Genomic DNA, 15,897 nt, shown 5'->3' with positions numbered 1-15,897 from the left:
TCGAAAAAGAGGCGATTTCATGAGCTGGCCGGAGCCATCTGATCATAGAACTAACCCGGAACAAACTTCCTTCATGTCACCCGATCCCCCTGTAAAAGGTAAACCAGCTCGTAGATGGCGCCTGGCGGTCGCTTCTACTTGGTTGACCACAACCCTATTAACGGGGCTGGGCCATGGCTCCATATCATACGCAGCAACAACTCCGCTGCCTCCCAGCGGTACATCTACGGTCCATTCCACCGCAGCAACCACAGAAAACAGACTTACATATACCGCTGTGGAAGCGGCTCATTATTATACGATCGCACTGCGAAGTGACGGTTCCGTCTGGGCTTGGGGTCGCAATATGTTCGGAGAGCTTGGTGTCAGTGAAGACATCCGCTACCGCCATACGTCCAGTCCCGTTCGCATTCCGGGAATTTCGAATGTCATAGCTATTTCAGCCGCAGGAAGTGGAATTAACGCAGCGGTTCAGGCGGATGGAACCGTGTGGGAATGGGGCGCTGGTACACTCCCCTACCAAGTCGAAGGCATCTCTTCGGCGAAGGATGTGGTGACTGGTTCTTTCAATATCGCCCTTCTCCGGAACGGTACAGTTATTTCATGGCTACGGCCAGGAACTGAAGAAAACCATTCTGAGGTACATCGTCCACACGCAATAAGCGGATTGAAAGACATCATTCAGGTAGGATCATCCGGCCAACAAGGCTATGCCTTGAAGAAGGATGGCTCCCTGTGGACATGGAATGAACCAAACCAAGCAGATAAAACCCCTTCCAAACCAGCCAAGTTAAAGGGTCTGTCCAACATATCATCGATCACAAGCACAGATACGTCCCTGCTTGTACTGGACCAGAACGGGAAAGTGTGGGGCCTGGGGGAAAAGGGTAAACCAGTTCTTCTGCATGACGACCTCAAGGTGAAGCAGATGGACGGTAATTCGCAATATATCCTGCTGTTAACCACATCTGGTGAGGTGTACAGCTACGGAAGGACAGTTACAGGCAAAGAAGGCAGAGTTAAGCATCTGTCGGGTATTACCGATATTTCGGCAGGTTATCACCACAGTCTTGCCTTATCCTCCAATGGAACCGTCTGGGGTTGGGGAAGCGACAAGTATCAGGAGGCTGGAGCATCTGCAACATCGTCTGGGGGCATGGTTTACCAACCCGTTCAGGCCAAGCTGGGCATCGATGTGTATATCAACGATGAGCTGCTCCAGTCCACGTATTCGGCAGTCCAAACCCAATATACCGTCCAACTTCCCGTCAGAGCCGTATCCGAAGCAATTGGGGCAACATTTGAGAGGAACCAGGTAAACGGAATAGCCAAAGCTTATTCCTTGCAATATGAAGATCGTACCGTCACAATCCGCCCTAACGAGACGGAGGCCATGGTGAAATCCACCTCTTCCTCTACAGCTCAATCCATTTCATTACCAGAACCAATTGGTAATTACTCAGGTGCGACCACTGTTCCCTTTGAAGTATTCGAGGCCTTGGGACTTACTGTGAACTGGGATGAAGAGACAAGCAAGCTGACGATCCAAAGTGATACGTAGCAACGAGAACATTCATTATGTACAGGAGGATTACTATAATGTGGTTAAAAAAGATCATGGGTGCAGGTATCGTTTTCTCTGTCCTGCTCATGCCCGTTAGTACATTGGATGCGGAATGGAAATCCCCCACTCAACCGTCGTCATCTAAGGCAGTCAATTCTGCAGAAGAATCAGTAAAGCCGGATCCGAACGCTCTGCTCATTGGTCAAACTCATCATCAAGGCCGTGCAGCATACACCGGCAGCTTCACGATGGTTGCTGACAATGGAACACTTGCCGACATTATCATTGAAAATCATAGTAATCATCCCATGTATATGAACCTGTATGTCGACGACTACAGTGAACCTATGGAGACCACGATCAGCAAAAACAGTGAAAAGACCGTGAATCTCCTTGCCTTACAGGACACTGATGTCAAAGTATACATCTACAGCAGAATAGGGCATGACATGGATCTCTCTATACGTGCGGAACAATACCGTTAGACATTCGCGCTCAAATAGGTTACATACCAAAATCCCCTTCACGCATGCGGTTTAGGTTCATTTGAACTTAAATCACACAGCTTGAAGGGGATTTTATTTTTTAAAAATTAATTTACTTTACTATAAGGCCGTGTATCTCTTAAAACCACTTACTTCTCAAACCGGAACCATCCGAAGTCAAACTGACTACCCGGCAGGAAGATAAAGGTCACCTTCTGCACGCCTGATACTTGTTCAAGCTCAAATACCCGTTCCTCATACCCTTCCGAGTGCGTAAACTCGACCAGCTGATTGCTCTGTCCATCTTCGCCTGCGAGGCGGATATGAATCGTGTTTTTGTCAATCGGCGAACGGCCATAGATGACGAGCTTCGACGTGCCTTCTGCCGTAAAGTCCATGTTTTCAAACTCCAGTGATACGTTGTTACCGATCCCCTCTACATACTCATCCTGAATCGAGAACGTGTCGCCGTAAAGATGGTCGCATGAAGCGGCTGTGTTTTGCTCAAATGCACGACTCTGACGCTCGAACGAGAAGCCCTTGATATGAATCTTCTGCTTCAATACAAAACAGATCGACGTAATGCCGCTCAGCCGCTTGGACAGCTGGTACGTCTCTTCCTGATACACATTCCATCTGGATTCCTTCTGGTAGACCACGTCAGCCAGCAGCGTGCTGCCCTCTTCATCCGGCATACCCTCCCAGATCTGCAGGAAATAATCCTCGCTCGACAGTGCAAAGATCGGAATCGTAATGGTATCGGAGCCGTAAGGTCCGAAGTCGATATTGCGGAAGCCGACATGCGTCTCCCCATCACGACTTGTCGCTACACCGCGTTCGTTGCCGTTACCGACATCGCCTTTGCTGTAATCGTACAATCCACCAGTAATGAAGCCGTACGGATCTTTGTAGGCTGTGCCCAGACCCGTTGCTTTGAATTCAAGCTGCGAGATCAGCTTGGTTTTGTCCGTACCATTGCTGCTCGTTGCACGAAGGCGGAATTCGCCATCGCCCAGCGCTGACACGCGTACTTCCAGACCGTTCGCTTCGACCTTTGCAATGTTGGACTCAATACCGGCATCGTTAACCACAGCCCAATCAATGTCACGGTACGATGTGTTCTCTGGATACAGCTTGGCGGTAACCACCATCTCCTGGATCGACGGATCGAAGGCTTGCCCGGCTTCACTGATAATCTCAATTTTCCGCAAAGGAATCTCCTGCGCGAGCCCGGTGAGGACCGGACGTTCTTCGTTCTTGGTTAACACGGTTTGTCCCTGAGTTGCAACGGATGCGGACGTACTCATGACTTCGCCATCCACTGCCTTCGATTCGAACTCGGCTGCTGCACCGTGGAGTCCTTCGGAGGTCACTTCGATCCGGATGCTGCCCGGTTCATGTGTTGCCCCGATGATTGCCATCAGCTTGCCGCTGAACAATCTTCTGCTCAGACCTTTGTACGGATCATAGTCCGTGCTGTCCCCGTTATCCAAACCAAGCAGGCGTCCTGCACCTGTCACCTTAACTTGTACACGGTTGTTTGCATTTTGCACGGGATTGCCCGCTTCATCTTCCACTTGAATCTCCACGAAAATAAGATCATTTCCATTCGCTTGCAGCTGCTCTTTATCCGCTTGCAGACGAACCTTTTGTGCGTCCGTATAGGATCGCTGTACATCCGTTGCGATAATCTCCCCGTTCTCATCATAAGCGATCGCTTTCAGCTCGCCCTCTTCGTAAGGCACTTTCCACCAGCCGACCAGCTGGGTTCCGTTCGCATGATCAATATCATATGTCCCGATTGTCTTGCCGTTCAGCTGCAATTCGATCTTCGGCGCATTACTGCACACGCGTACATCAATCAGCTGACCAGGGCTGAAATCCCAGTAAGGGAACAGGTGCACCATCGGGCTTGTTTTGTAATCGGTCCAGGCTGCTTGATAAATATAGTAGGAGTCCTTCGGGAACGTCGCCGTGTCCAGCTGTCCAAAATATGAATTCTTCGTATGATATGGGGTCGGTTCTCCGATATAATCAAACCCGGTCCAAAGGAATTGCCCCAGTGAATACGGCCGATCCCGTTCGGCCAAAATGCAGTATTCTGCAGACTTCGCACCCCAGCTTGTCGTACTGTTGCCCAGTGCGGAGCACTGCTCGTCATCATCTGCCAGGATGGATTGCTCGAACGGGAAGTGATAAATTCCACGGCTCTGAACCACAGACGATGTTTCACTACCATAGATGATCCAGTCCGGGTGCTCCTCATGGTGCTTGTCGTAATATTTCTCCGCATAGTTGTAGCCTGCCAGCTTCACGATATCCGCGCATTTTTGCGCATTTTCCCAAGGCATGTAGTTGGAACCGATGGTTATACCTGCATTGCCTTTTGGATCGAATTCCAGTACATACTCCATCAGCATTCGCGTTACTTCCTGACCCCGCTCATCCGCATGGGTATCATAGATTTCATTCCCGATACTCCACATGACCAGACTTGGATGGTTGCGGTCCCGCTTCACCCAGCTCTTCACGTCCGTATGTGCCCATTCCGGGAAAAATCTCGCGTAGTCATAAGGCGTCTTAGATCTTTCCCACATGTCGAAGGCTTCCGAGACGATCAGCATGCCCATCTCATCTGCGAGCTCCATGAACTCCTTGGCAGGCATATTGTGCGCGGTCCGGATCGCATTGACGCCCATCTCCCGCAGCAGATTGAACCTTCTGCGAAGTGCCGTCAGGTTGAAAGCCGCCCCCAGTGCGCCCAGGTCATGGTGTTCACACACGCCGTTCATTTTCATCTTGACCCCGTTCAGATGGAAGCCTTCGTTCGGATCGAGCTGGATGTCCCTGAAGCCAATTCGCTGCGATACCGACTCAAGCGTCTGTGCATGCTGGTCCGCATCCACCACTTGCAGTTCCGTAACCAGTTCATACAGATTCGGTTCATCCGTGCTCCACAGCTTCGGGTTCTCCACTACGATCTGCTGACGATCCGTTACTGCCGTATCTCCGCTTGCAGCCGCCGTAACCGCCGCTGTATTAGTCGCAATAATCTGACCCGAATATCGGATCGTATGCACAAGCTGTGCGTTCTGATCGATATTCAGCTCCGTGTCCAGTTCAACCTGCCAGCCCTCTGGCTGCTGCTTGATGGATACGTAGATGCCATCGGTTACGATATGATTGCGATCTCTCGTTTTGAGCCATACATTGCGGTAAATTCCGGCCCCGGAATACCATCTGCTGTTCGGGCTCTGATGCACCACTTTTACGATAATTTCATTATCGCCTTCCACCAAAGCATCCGTGATCTCATGTTCAAACGCGGAATAGCCATATTTCCACTCCCCGACCAGCTGGCCGTTCACATATACGGAAGAGTTCATGTAAACGCCATCAAAACAAAGCAGAAGCTGCTGATCATCCTTCGTGTACGGGAAAGTCTTGCGGTACCACCCAATGCTGTCTTCGTACAGGTCGAGTGTATTATAGATCAGCCAGTCATGAGGAAGCTCCACAGGCTCGAATGCCAGTCCCGCAGGTTCTGTAACATCCAGTTTGGTTTTCGCAAATTGCCATCCATCATTAAAAAGCTTTTTCTGATTCATCGCTATTCTCACTTTCTGTGTGATTTATGATTGCGGTTACATAAAATGACGACTTTCGCCGATAACCTTTTCGAAAAACGGTTCGGCAGGACATGAATACTCCAACCGATTATATCATCTGACAGTTTCTATGTACGTTAATTTCATGCATATTTTGGTGAGATTATATGAACAATCCACTTTACTAATTCTATGGGGGCCTGATGACCTCTACTTATGTTCAGCCGAGCGTTCATATTTGAACAAATGGATATTCCTTTATACCTATATTAAGTATCAGTCTAACGATTCAAATTTAGGAAACAACGTCGATCTCCAAATATTTGTAAAACTATTCCTGTAATTTCTTGTGGGTCTATGTTAGATTATCCCTTGGAATAAAATCACATCTAAAGATAGGGGACATGTAACGTGAAAAAGAGGTCTTGGGTATTATCCATTATTATGAGTTTTGTATTGCTGGGCGGGGTATTCGCTCCTGCTGGCTCCTATGCGGCTGCAGCGGAAGACACCACCACTACATATTCGGAAGATAACTACACGGAAGTGGATACTTCGGAACAAGAGCCGATTCCTAGCGCTGATGAGGAAGATTTCCTGAACTACCTGGATGCACTTGATCTGACAACTGTTTATGAAAAGAAAGCCCTGGATTCCATTGGCAGCACGTATGTTACATCCGCCAACCGCAAATCCATCTTCCTGAAATTGAACAATACTGCGGTTCCCAATTACACCAAGTATGTGTCCATGCTGAAGCAGATCAAGCCAGAGAACGCGGAGCTGAAAAAAATCCATAATAAACTGATCAGAGGAAGCTATGCACAGCTTGAAGGCTATCTGCTGTTCAAGAAATCCGTATCCAAAACCAAAGTAAACAGCGCCCTCCTGAAACAAGGCAATGCCAAAATTGACACAGGCATTAAAATTCTGGAGCAATACAAAAAAGAAATCCAAGCCTACGCCCAAGAACTGGGCTACGATTTTTAATAAAGCAAACTTTAGACGAACAGCCCGAGCGGAGGCATGACATCCACCTGCCTTCCCATTTAAATAAAATGAGAGTTCAGGAAAAAAAAGTGTTTTCTTTTGCCGGGATAATTCGTATAATAGCCGTATAATCAAAAGGCTATGCTGCCGAAAGGTACAACCTCGTGAACAATGGAGGTTGTGCCTTTTTTGCGTTTTCATGGCCGAATATCATCTGAATTTCATCGTATAAGGAGTGATTCAACATGATTCTTGAAGCCATTTACCATCGTCCCAAATTAAACTGGTCCTATGCCTACGACCGGTCCACCATGCACCTGCGGCTGCGTTCCAAACGCGGAGACCTGGATGCCGTTATTGCCATTACCGGGGATAAGTATGCCTGGGAGCAGACCATCACCCACACACCCATGCGAATTTTTGCCCGGGATGAGCTGTTCGATTATTGGGAAGTCGAAACCCAGCCTCCCTACCGGAGACTGCGTTACGGCTTCCAGCTGGTCGAGGGCGAGAAAAATGTCTGGATGACCGAACGTGGATTCGAGGAAGCTCTGCCGGAACATCCGCTGGAATTTTTCGATTTTCCATTTATGAATCCGGTCGACATTTTTGAACCGCCTGCCTGGGTCAAGGACGCTGTATTTTATCAGATTTTCCCTGAACGCTATGCGAATGGTGACCCGTCCATTAGTCCGAAGAACGCCGAGCCTTGGGGTGGGGAGCCTACACCGGTTAATTTCTTCGGGGGTGATCTACAGGGCGTGCTTGATCATCTGGATCATCTGAGTCAGCTTGGCGTGAATGCAATCTACTTCTGCCCGCTGTTCGAGGCTACAACCAATCACAAATACAATACGGCCGACTATATGAAGGTGGACCCTCATTTCGGGACCAATGAACAACTGAAAGAGCTGGTGGATGCCTGTCATCAGCGCGGCATTCGGGTTGTGCTTGATGCGGTCTTCAACCATTCGGGCAGAGAGTTCCCGCCTTTTGCTGACGTGTTGGCGAACGGGGCAGCTTCCCCCTATGCGGACTGGTTCTACATCAGGGATTGGCCGCCACGCATTGAAGATGGCATACCGACCTACGATACCTTTGCCTTCGAACCGCTTATGCCCAAGCTGAATACGGAGCATCCCGAGGTTAAGGCCTATCTGCTGGAGGTGGCGCGGTACTGGATTGAGGAAATGGACATCGATGGATGGAGACTGGACGTTGCCAACGAGGTGGATCATCAGTTCTGGCGTGAATTCCGTCAAACGGTAAAAGCCATCAAGCCTGACGCCTATTTGCTCGGCGAGATCTGGCATGATTCGCTGATGTGGCTGCAGGGAGATCAGTTCGATGCGGTGATGAACTACCCATTCACCAACTCGGTGCTGGACTATGCAGTTCACGGCAAGCTGGATGGACTCGGCTTCGCGAATGAGATCGGCAAGCTGCTCGCAGCCTACTCCCAGCCTGTGACCGAAGCTGCCTTCAACCTGCTGGGCAGCCATGATACACCCAGACTGCTCACCCTGTGCGACGGGGATATCCGCAAGATGAAGCTTGCCGTTACCTTGCTTCTCACGTACCCAGGTGCACCCTGCATCTATTACGGAGACGAAGTGGGCCTGGATGGCGGATATGATCCTGGCTGCCGCAAATGTATGGAGTGGGATGAAACCAAGCAGAATCTTGAGCTTCTCGACTTCTTTAAGCAGACGATTGCCCTCCGCAAAGAGCACCCTGCACTGCGCAGTACCGAGTTGAAGATTCTCCATGCCGAAGCTGGAGATCCGGTTATTGCCATGGAACGAGTGGATTCAGCCACAGGGGAACGTTTCCTCATCGTGCTGAACGCTGGTGACGAAGCTTGCAGTGTAGACTTGCCGCTGACGGATCGAAGCGTCTGGCGAGACCTGTTTACGACCACTTCTATAGAAGCGAAACAAAACAGACTGTCTCTGAAACTGGAAGCTTACGGCTTCTCCCTGCTGCAGCTCGAAGTGAAACAACCTGCAGAAGCCTGATCACCTGACCATCCTTATGGCAGCAGTCTAAGAATCAGACATTTCACCATCTGTGCACCTTATTTCTTGATAAACGAGTGAACAAAACGACATGCCATTATCGCAATATATCAATTCAATATATCAATTCATTAAAATTCATTGAAATTCATTAATCCCCTTCTCCTTCCGGGCAAAAAAAGGGCTGAACGTTGAATAACGTCCAGCCCTTCTCTCTTAAGCGTCCCCATTAAACGTTTCAATAGTCTAATGAATAATGATATATCTAACATCCCTCTTCTTAGTATATAAGCTTAAGACTATTCCAGGTCCAGATCTGCTGAAGTCTCTTCCCTCGCTGCCGCAGCTTCGTCCATGGCTGAAGCAGCTGCTGCAGGTGTTCTGACTTTCTTCATTCTCGAGCTCACAAGCCCCTCTTCCGTAATGACAATTTTCTGCGGAGTCTTGTATGGAGGCAGCTTGTCCTGGCAGTACGACCAGATCGATCGCCGCAGCTCGGCAAGCGTGCAGTCTGTCGCGAGTTTAACGGTGGCCTTCACCTTCTGCCCTGTGATGCTGCTTGGTTCTCCTGTAACCACTGCTGCCTGGATGCAGTCCATCTGTTCCAGAATGCTCTCCACTTCGGCCGGATACACCTTACGCCCGCCTACATTAATGATCTCGGAACGTCGGCCCAGGATGCGGATGTAACCCTGTTCCAGCACCGCTTCATCCCCTGTGCGCAGCCATCCGTCGTCGGTAAATGGCGACGGGGCGTTCAGATAACCGATCATGGCTGTTTCTGTCCGGATCTGAAGTTCCCCTTCAACTACCCTGAACTTGACGTGATCATCATGAATGGCAAACAGCAGCGATCCTGGTTTCTTGGAACGTGTCGGCAGGATGCCGAGTTCAGACATGCCATAAGCCTGTATCGTTCGTATCCCAGGGAACCGTCGATTCCAGGCTGCCAGTACCGTTTCGGGCATGACCTCTGACCCGTAGGATACAACTTCAAGACTCGATAGATCGTATGCCTCATCATTTCGGCCGAGCAGCAGAAGATTCATGAATGTTGGAGAAACCGGGAGAGCCTGAACTCGATGCTTCTCAATCGTCCGGCATACTTCCTCGGGGGAACGATCGGCAATAATGCACAAGCAGCCTCCACTGGACAGCGATTGCAGCATCGTATTTACCCCGCCGATATGATCAAACATCATGAACGGAATCGTCCGTAATGGCCGCACCTGCCGCCGGAAACGCTGTAACAGCCGATCTGCACGATGAACCGTGGCCTTGCTCACACCTGTCGATCCGGATGAGAAGAGCACGAGTCCACCCACACCTTCCTGCTCAAGCGCAGCCAGTAAAGCAGGACGCGAACTGGCATTAGACTTATCCCGAATTGATAACCTGCCATTTTCAATGCCAAGACGCCACTTCACTTGTGCCAGTTGAATATATTCCTGCCGTTTGGCTTCAACCAGATGAAGGTCCATGGGCAGCACAATGCATCCCTTTCCAAGAAGCGCGATGAACGCTGCGGCCGCATAGGGAGAGTAGTCCTCCTCCAGCGTCACGAGCTGTCCACGCAGTCCTTCTGCCTTAATCCATTCCTCCATCATCATGATCTGATCAAGCAGCCATGCGTAGCTATACTCCCGATCTTCCCAGATGAATGCGGGACGTTCTCCCTGTTCTGCGAATCGCTCCAGCAGGAATTGAATGCTCATCCCGCATCCTCCTCCTGATCAGGCAGCCACTGTCGTTCAAGATAGTCCACCAGCGAACCAACCGTTTGATACGGACTCTCCGGCAATGAAGCTGCGGCCATCTCGGAAAGTGCGGCTCCTGCTCCCGTTCCCCATTCGTCTTCAAGCCCCTGTTCGACGACAGCAAGCAAGGACACCAGCTCCAGTGAATCCAGTTGTCCATCCCGGCCATATAGCGGTGCGTTCCCACCCTTGTCGAGGGGTATGGTGGTATTATGGTACGCATTCAATTCCCGGCAGCTATCCAGCACAATGCGGAGCAGGGCATCCCTGTAGCCTTCTCCGGATCGCGGGGCCATCTGCCGATTGAAGCAAGCCTCCTGCGGCACAGCACGTCGGAGAGCTTCGTACCAGCGCCATTCATCCGCTATCAATTGATGCATTACGCTTGTTAGCTGCACCCGCCAATCCGCCCGCTGCTTGATCCGACTGACCTGAAGCCATTGGTATGCTTTCTCCCAACGTTCAATGATTGCATCATACGCTACAGAATGTTGATCCAGTGGAGAACCGAGCCATAGCGCAGCCTCTTGAAGCAGATCCCGGAGAAAATAGCGGCTCCAGCGCATATCAAACAGCTGATTCGATACCAGCGTGTCATTGGCTTGCTTTCCTTCGTTCTCTTCCTGCAGTGCCTTCATCAAATGAAGGGACACGCCCTGTCCAAAATGATAACTGCACTCCCCTTGGGTAATGGTCCTGCCCGTCATAAATTCGCTGATCTGTGTCCCCAGCGCCTGCGTTAACATCTCACGATAACCGGAGGAATCAAGCTTTCCGGTAGCACGCACGTCCATGGTGCCATAGGTACGCAGCTTCTCCTTACGCTTGGCAGGAGCTAGCTCGGGTATGCTTTGGTTTCCTTTCCAGAATTCATGAAAAGCTTCTTGGGAGATCTTTCCCTTATATTTCGAGGGAACCGGATCATAGACGTGAATATGCTCATCATCGATGCCATACACTGCAATCCAGTGATCTACCAGATGCAGACGAGAGTCTGGTTTGACATGTTTGCGGATGTACTCTTGGTTCTGATAATCTTCGCAATAAGGCAGGTGATAACTGGTACCCGTAGCAAGAAAGAGTCCCCCTTCGCTTATATGCTGCCGCATATGCACCTTCCCCTCCTCGAAGCTGCCCAGCTCCCGCTGGCCATACATCTCCCAGATCGGTTCCTCATAGTCCAGCTTGTGAAAATAAGGCTTCACCAGTCCGTTATCCGCGCACGAAGGGAGGCAGTACAATCGGCTTGCGGCGAGCAGAGCCAGGCTGCTGATCGAACCTTGCCGCAGAAGCACCTCATGAATCAGAGGAAAGTTGCAGGGATAGTAATACGGGATGTCCATTACTGGAGCGAACGATTGGATCATCATGATCATTGACCTCCTGTTCCCGCTTTGGCAGTTGAACTGCCCCAAGACTGGATGCGGTAATGTACTGACATGTTATCTGTTGCCCGAATGACCCGATTGGCTACTGGCATGCCATTTTTATCCGTCTCAAAACGCCGAAAACCACGTGTGAACCGGAAGGAAAAACCGCTGTCGCGCGGAACAAGGTAACAGCCTTCATAACGCCCCATTCCCGTACGAACCAACTTCATGCCCATCCCTCCGTATATGGATTCAGCTGGTTCCTCTTCATTTTCTACTTTGGCACAGATACATACCTCAACGCGAGCAGAGAGTTCGGGAATAACGGTATACTGGCGAGTCGTTGATAAGTCTCCTACGGTCAGGGTGATGAGCGCACTGCCTGGGCCGACAGGCACCAATTCACCATTCGGCCGTACTTGAAGCACATGCGGGTGGCTAGACGTATAGCTCCCTTCGAGCAGGCTCTGCACCCAGCCGCTATCATAGTGAAGCCGTGCATTAATGCAGCTGTTCATTCCACCAGATAAACCGATGATCTCTCTGCCTTGCATTTCCAATGCCACAGGTCGGCCTACTTCGCCGAACATGTACAGTAACGGAAGGTAGACGCGTGCGCCCCAATCGGATTCCTGATGGCAGGCCTCCGGTTGCTCCAGAAAAGCCATGCTATCCCGAGTTCTTGTCCCTCTCTCAAGTAATTCATGAGCAACCTTTCTTACTTGAGAGGGGAGGAAGAGTCCTTCTGCATCCCCGATGTCCATCCACATGTGCACGTCTGGCACCTCATTCGGCAAGCGATACATGGCTTCTTCCAACAGACCGCTGTCCGACCATTCATCCAGCTGCACATCTACCAAAAACGGCGACATCATTACCAGTTTTCCGAATATCTCCGGATTCCGCATGCCCATATGAAGTGTACATAGTGCCGCTGCTGATGAACCAAGCAGCCCTGTATTGGACTTGTCCGGAAGCGTACGGTATCGATGGTCGATCAGGGGCTTCAATTCATGAATGATGAAATGCTCGTATGCGATCCCTGAACAACCCACACTTATCGCTTCCCTCTCGGGTGCAATGAAGTGATAGAACTCGTTGTGTGTAACCGGTCGGACATGCGCAATACCAACCATAATTAGTGGCTCGATCCGCCCGGAGACAATCAGCTCGTCCACCGCTCGATCCATATGCCACGTTTCATTGCCGGGTCCGGATGGACCAAAAGCCCGCTGCCCAGCATGAACATACAGAACAGGATAATGGTGATCCGTCTGTTCCTGATAACCTGGCGGGAGGTACACATAAATGTTGCGGACATTGCCCAGCTGTGACGCACGAATACTTTCCAGACATTCTATGACCGAATGCGTGCTCAATGGATCATCAACCGCCTCTCATCTCCGAATTGCTCTGAATCATACATGATTCAGGTACCCTACGTTCCCCTCATTCCATCCCCGCCATGGCTGCATGCACAAACAACCCCGCCTCAGTAGAGACGGGGTTGTTTCAAGACACATCAATGTCCTAAAATACATGGCCCTCATATTGGTGGATCTGCGAATAGTTTAAGTCCCGGATCGTCATTTGTAAATATACAAATAGAAAAAAAATTCTCTCGAGAAAGTTATTGACATAATTGTAATTTTTTCTTACGATAACGATGTGATCATAACTCGAGGGCCATGCTTTTAAACCCAAGCGGTTTAGGACAACCCCGGTAACTCCCCAGGAGATACCGGGGTTGTTGGCATGTCGAAGGAGGGAAGTCTGTAAGCCACTGAATGTCTCCTCGTACATTTGTAAGCGCTATTATTCAAGAGCCAGGTTAGTTGTTTCTGTTGAAAACTACTACATTCATGAAGGGTGGATTACCATGTTTCAAATGGCCAAACGCGTTCTCCTCAGTACCACGCTAACGTTCAGCCTGCTTGCCGGCAGTGCATTGCCTTTCCTGCCTGCTTCCGCGATTTATGCCGATGCGGATACGGCTGTCACCAACAAGCAGAATTTCAGTACCGATGTCATCTATCAAGTTTTTACGGACCGGTTTCTGGATGGTAACCCATCCAACAACCCTACCGGGGCTGCCTTTGATGGCACATGCAGCAACCTGAAGCTGTACTGCGGTGGCGACTGGCAGGGATTGATTAACAAAATCAATGACAACTATTTCAGTGACTTGGGTGTCACGGCCCTCTGGATCTCCCAGCCTGTCGAAAATATCTTCGCTACCATCAACTACAGCGGTGTAACCAATACAGCCTATCACGGCTATTGGGCACGGGATTTCAAGAAGACCAATCCGTATTTCGGAACCATGACCGATTTTCAGAATCTGGTAACCACTGCCCATGCTAAAGGCATCAAAATCATTATTGATTTCGCGCCAAACCATACATCCCCTGCCATGGAAACCGATACCTCCTTCGCTGAGAACGGCAAACTGTACGATAACGGCAACCTGGTTGGCGGGTACACCAATGATACGAACGGATATTTCCACCACAATGGCGGCTCCGATTTCTCCACTCTTGAGAATGGCATTTACAAAAACCTCTACGATCTGGCTGATCTGAATCACAATAACAGCACGATCGATACATATTTTAAAGACGCCATCAAGCTGTGGCTGGATATGGGCGTGGACGGCATCCGTGTTGATGCGGTGAAGCACATGCCTCAGGGCTGGCAGAAGAACTGGATGTCATCCATCTATGCACACAAGCCGGTATTTACCTTCGGCGAATGGTTCCTGGGATCGGCTGCACCCGATGCAGATAACACGGAATTTGCCAACGAATCCGGCATGAGTCTGCTTGATTTCCGCTTCAACTCGGCTGTCCGCAACGTGTTCCGGGATAACACATCCAACATGTACGCGCTGGATTCCATGCTTACAGCTACGGCGGCAGATTACAATCAGGTGAGTGACCAAGTCACTTTCATTGATAACCATGACATGGACCGTTTCAAAACGAGTGCGGTGAACAACCGCCGTCTGGAACAGGCTCTGGCCTTCACGCTGACCTCACGCGGCGTACCTGCCATCTACTATGGTACCGAGCAGTATCTGACCGGGAACGGCGACCCGGATAACCGGGGCAAAATGCCTTCCTTCTCCAAATCGACCACAGCGTTCAGCGTGATCAGCAAGCTGGCACCTCTGCGCAAATCCAACCCGGCGATTGCCTACGGTTCCACACAGCAGCGCTGGATCAACAATGATGTATATATCTATGAGCGCAAGTTTGGCAAAAGCGTTGCCGTCGTTGCCGTTAACCGCAATTTAACGACGCCAACCAATATCACTAACCTGAATACGTCGCTTCCATCCGGAACCTATACCGATGTGCTGGGCGGCGTGCTAAACGGAAACAACATCACGTCCAGTGGAGGCAATATTTCTTCCTTCACGCTCGCAGCAGGAGCTACCGCTGTGTGGCAGTATACGGCAAGTGAAACGACGCCAACCATAGGTCACGTTGGCCCTGTAATGGGTAAACCAGGTAACGTCGTTACCATCGATGGACGCGGGTTCGGTTCCACCAAAGGTACCGTCTACTTCGGTACAACAGCCGTTACGGGCTCAGCCATTACTTCATGGGAAGACACTCAGATCAAAGTCACCATTCCACAAGTAGCAGGTGGTGACTATGCAGTGAAAGTAGCTGCCAATGGTGTGAACAGCAACGCCTATAACGATTTCACCATCCTTAGCGGCGATCAGGTCTCAGTTCGGTTCGTCATCAATAATGCCACAACTGCGCTGGGTGAGAATATCTACCTGACGGGCAACGTGTCCGAACTCGGTAACTGGACCACAGGTGCAGCTTCTATTGGACCGGCTTTCAATCAGGTCATTCATGCCTACCCGACTTGGTATTATGACGTAAGTGTTCCAGCCGGGAAACAGCTAGAATTCAAGTTCTTCAAGAAAAACGGCGCTACCATTACGTGGGAGGGTGGATCCAATCACACCTTTACAACACCGACCAGTGGTACTGCCACTGTAACGGTAAACTGGCAATAACTAGCCATAATCCATTAAGGAAGCCCGGAGCAGCGCTTATGCAGCGCATGCTCCGGGTTTTGACTTTTA

General features: G+C 50.2%; 9 protein-coding genes. 5 read left to right on the top strand and 4 right to left on the bottom strand.

The window, feature by feature from the left end:
* The first annotated feature begins 19 nt into the window (after positions 1-19).
* Together CHI14_RS12040 and CHI14_RS12035 are read left to right on the top strand one after the other, a co-directional pair.
* Complete coding sequence (locus tag CHI14_RS12040) at positions 20-1,561, top strand: stalk domain-containing protein (protein WP_095288681.1); 1,542 nt, start codon at positions 20-22, stop codon at positions 1,559-1,561.
* Between the two features lie 38 nt (positions 1,562-1,599).
* Positions 1,600-2,049 (top strand): hypothetical protein, encoded by a 450-nt coding sequence (locus CHI14_RS12035; protein WP_095288680.1) that lies wholly within the window; start codon positions 1,600-1,602, stop codon positions 2,047-2,049.
* A 149-nt stretch (positions 2,050-2,198) separates the two neighbouring features.
* Here CHI14_RS12035 and CHI14_RS12030 read toward each other — a convergent pair whose 3' ends face one another.
* Complete coding sequence (locus CHI14_RS12030; protein ID WP_095288679.1) at positions 2,199-5,657, bottom strand: glycoside hydrolase family 2 TIM barrel-domain containing protein; 3,459 nt, start codon at positions 5,655-5,657, stop codon at positions 2,199-2,201.
* A 411-nt stretch (positions 5,658-6,068) separates the two neighbouring features.
* Here CHI14_RS12030 and CHI14_RS12025 point away from each other — a divergent pair, with 411 nt between their 5' ends.
* The gene (locus CHI14_RS12025; protein WP_095288678.1) at positions 6,069-6,647 is read left to right on the top strand and encodes a hypothetical protein; all 579 of its coding nucleotides are present in this window, start codon (positions 6,069-6,071) and stop codon (positions 6,645-6,647) included.
* Between the two features lie 245 nt (positions 6,648-6,892).
* A complete protein-coding gene (locus CHI14_RS12020; RefSeq protein ID WP_095288677.1) occupies positions 6,893-8,665 on the top strand; it encodes an alpha-glycosidase in 1,773 nt (590 codons plus the stop codon).
* Between the two features lie 299 nt (positions 8,666-8,964).
* Here the strand turns inward: CHI14_RS12020 and CHI14_RS12015 are convergent, their stop codons facing one another.
* The 3 genes from CHI14_RS12015 to CHI14_RS12005 are packed head-to-tail and all read right to left on the bottom strand — an operon-like array spanning position 8,965 to position 13,171.
* The gene (locus CHI14_RS12015; protein ID WP_095288676.1) at positions 8,965-10,380 is read right to left on the bottom strand and encodes a class I adenylate-forming enzyme family protein; all 1,416 of its coding nucleotides are present in this window, start codon (positions 10,378-10,380) and stop codon (positions 8,965-8,967) included.
* Entirely contained in the window at positions 10,377-11,792 is a 1,416-nt protein-coding gene (locus CHI14_RS12010; protein WP_095288675.1) for a cysteine peptidase family C39 domain-containing protein, read from the bottom strand. The genes CHI14_RS12015 and CHI14_RS12010 overlap by 4 nt, the downstream gene beginning before the upstream one ends.
* 2 nt (positions 11,793-11,794) lie before the next feature.
* On the bottom strand, positions 11,795-13,171 hold the full coding sequence (locus tag CHI14_RS12005; RefSeq protein WP_095288674.1) for an alpha/beta hydrolase: 1,377 nt from the start codon (positions 13,169-13,171) through the stop codon (positions 11,795-11,797).
* 500 nt (positions 13,172-13,671) lie between these two features.
* Here CHI14_RS12005 and CHI14_RS12000 point away from each other — a divergent pair, with 500 nt between their 5' ends.
* Positions 13,672-15,828 carry an alpha-amylase family glycosyl hydrolase gene (locus CHI14_RS12000; RefSeq protein ID WP_481856404.1) on the top strand — a complete coding sequence of 719 codons (2,157 nt, stop codon included), beginning with the start codon at positions 13,672-13,674 and terminating at the stop codon, positions 15,826-15,828.
* Positions 15,829-15,897 lie beyond the last annotated feature (69 nt).

This window comes from Paenibacillus sp. 7516, assembly GCF_002272715.1.
GTDB classification, from domain to species: Bacteria; Bacillota; Bacilli; order Paenibacillales; family Paenibacillaceae; genus Paenibacillus; species Paenibacillus illinoisensis_A.
The sequence above is the reverse complement of the archived record's forward strand: the minus strand, read 5'-3'. Positions and strand labels throughout refer to the sequence as shown.

Coding starts and splice junctions, on each gene's coding strand:
- CHI14_RS12040 (WP_095288681.1), top strand. CDS start 20: ATGAGCTGGCCGGAGCCATCTGATCATAGAACTAACCCGGAACAAACT.
- CHI14_RS12035 (WP_095288680.1), top strand. CDS start 1,600: ATGTGGTTAAAAAAGATCATGGGTGCAGGTATCGTTTTCTCTGTCCTG.
- CHI14_RS12030 (WP_095288679.1), bottom strand. CDS start 5,657: ATGAATCAGAAAAAGCTTTTTAATGATGGATGGCAATTTGCGAAAACC.
- CHI14_RS12020 (WP_095288677.1), top strand. CDS start 6,893: ATGATTCTTGAAGCCATTTACCATCGTCCCAAATTAAACTGGTCCTAT.
- CHI14_RS12015 (WP_095288676.1), bottom strand. CDS start 10,380: ATGAGCATTCAATTCCTGCTGGAGCGATTCGCAGAACAGGGAGAACGT.
- CHI14_RS12010 (WP_095288675.1), bottom strand. CDS start 11,792: ATGATGATCCAATCGTTCGCTCCAGTAATGGACATCCCGTATTACTAT.
- CHI14_RS12000 (WP_481856404.1), top strand. CDS start 13,672: ATGTTTCAAATGGCCAAACGCGTTCTCCTCAGTACCACGCTAACGTTC.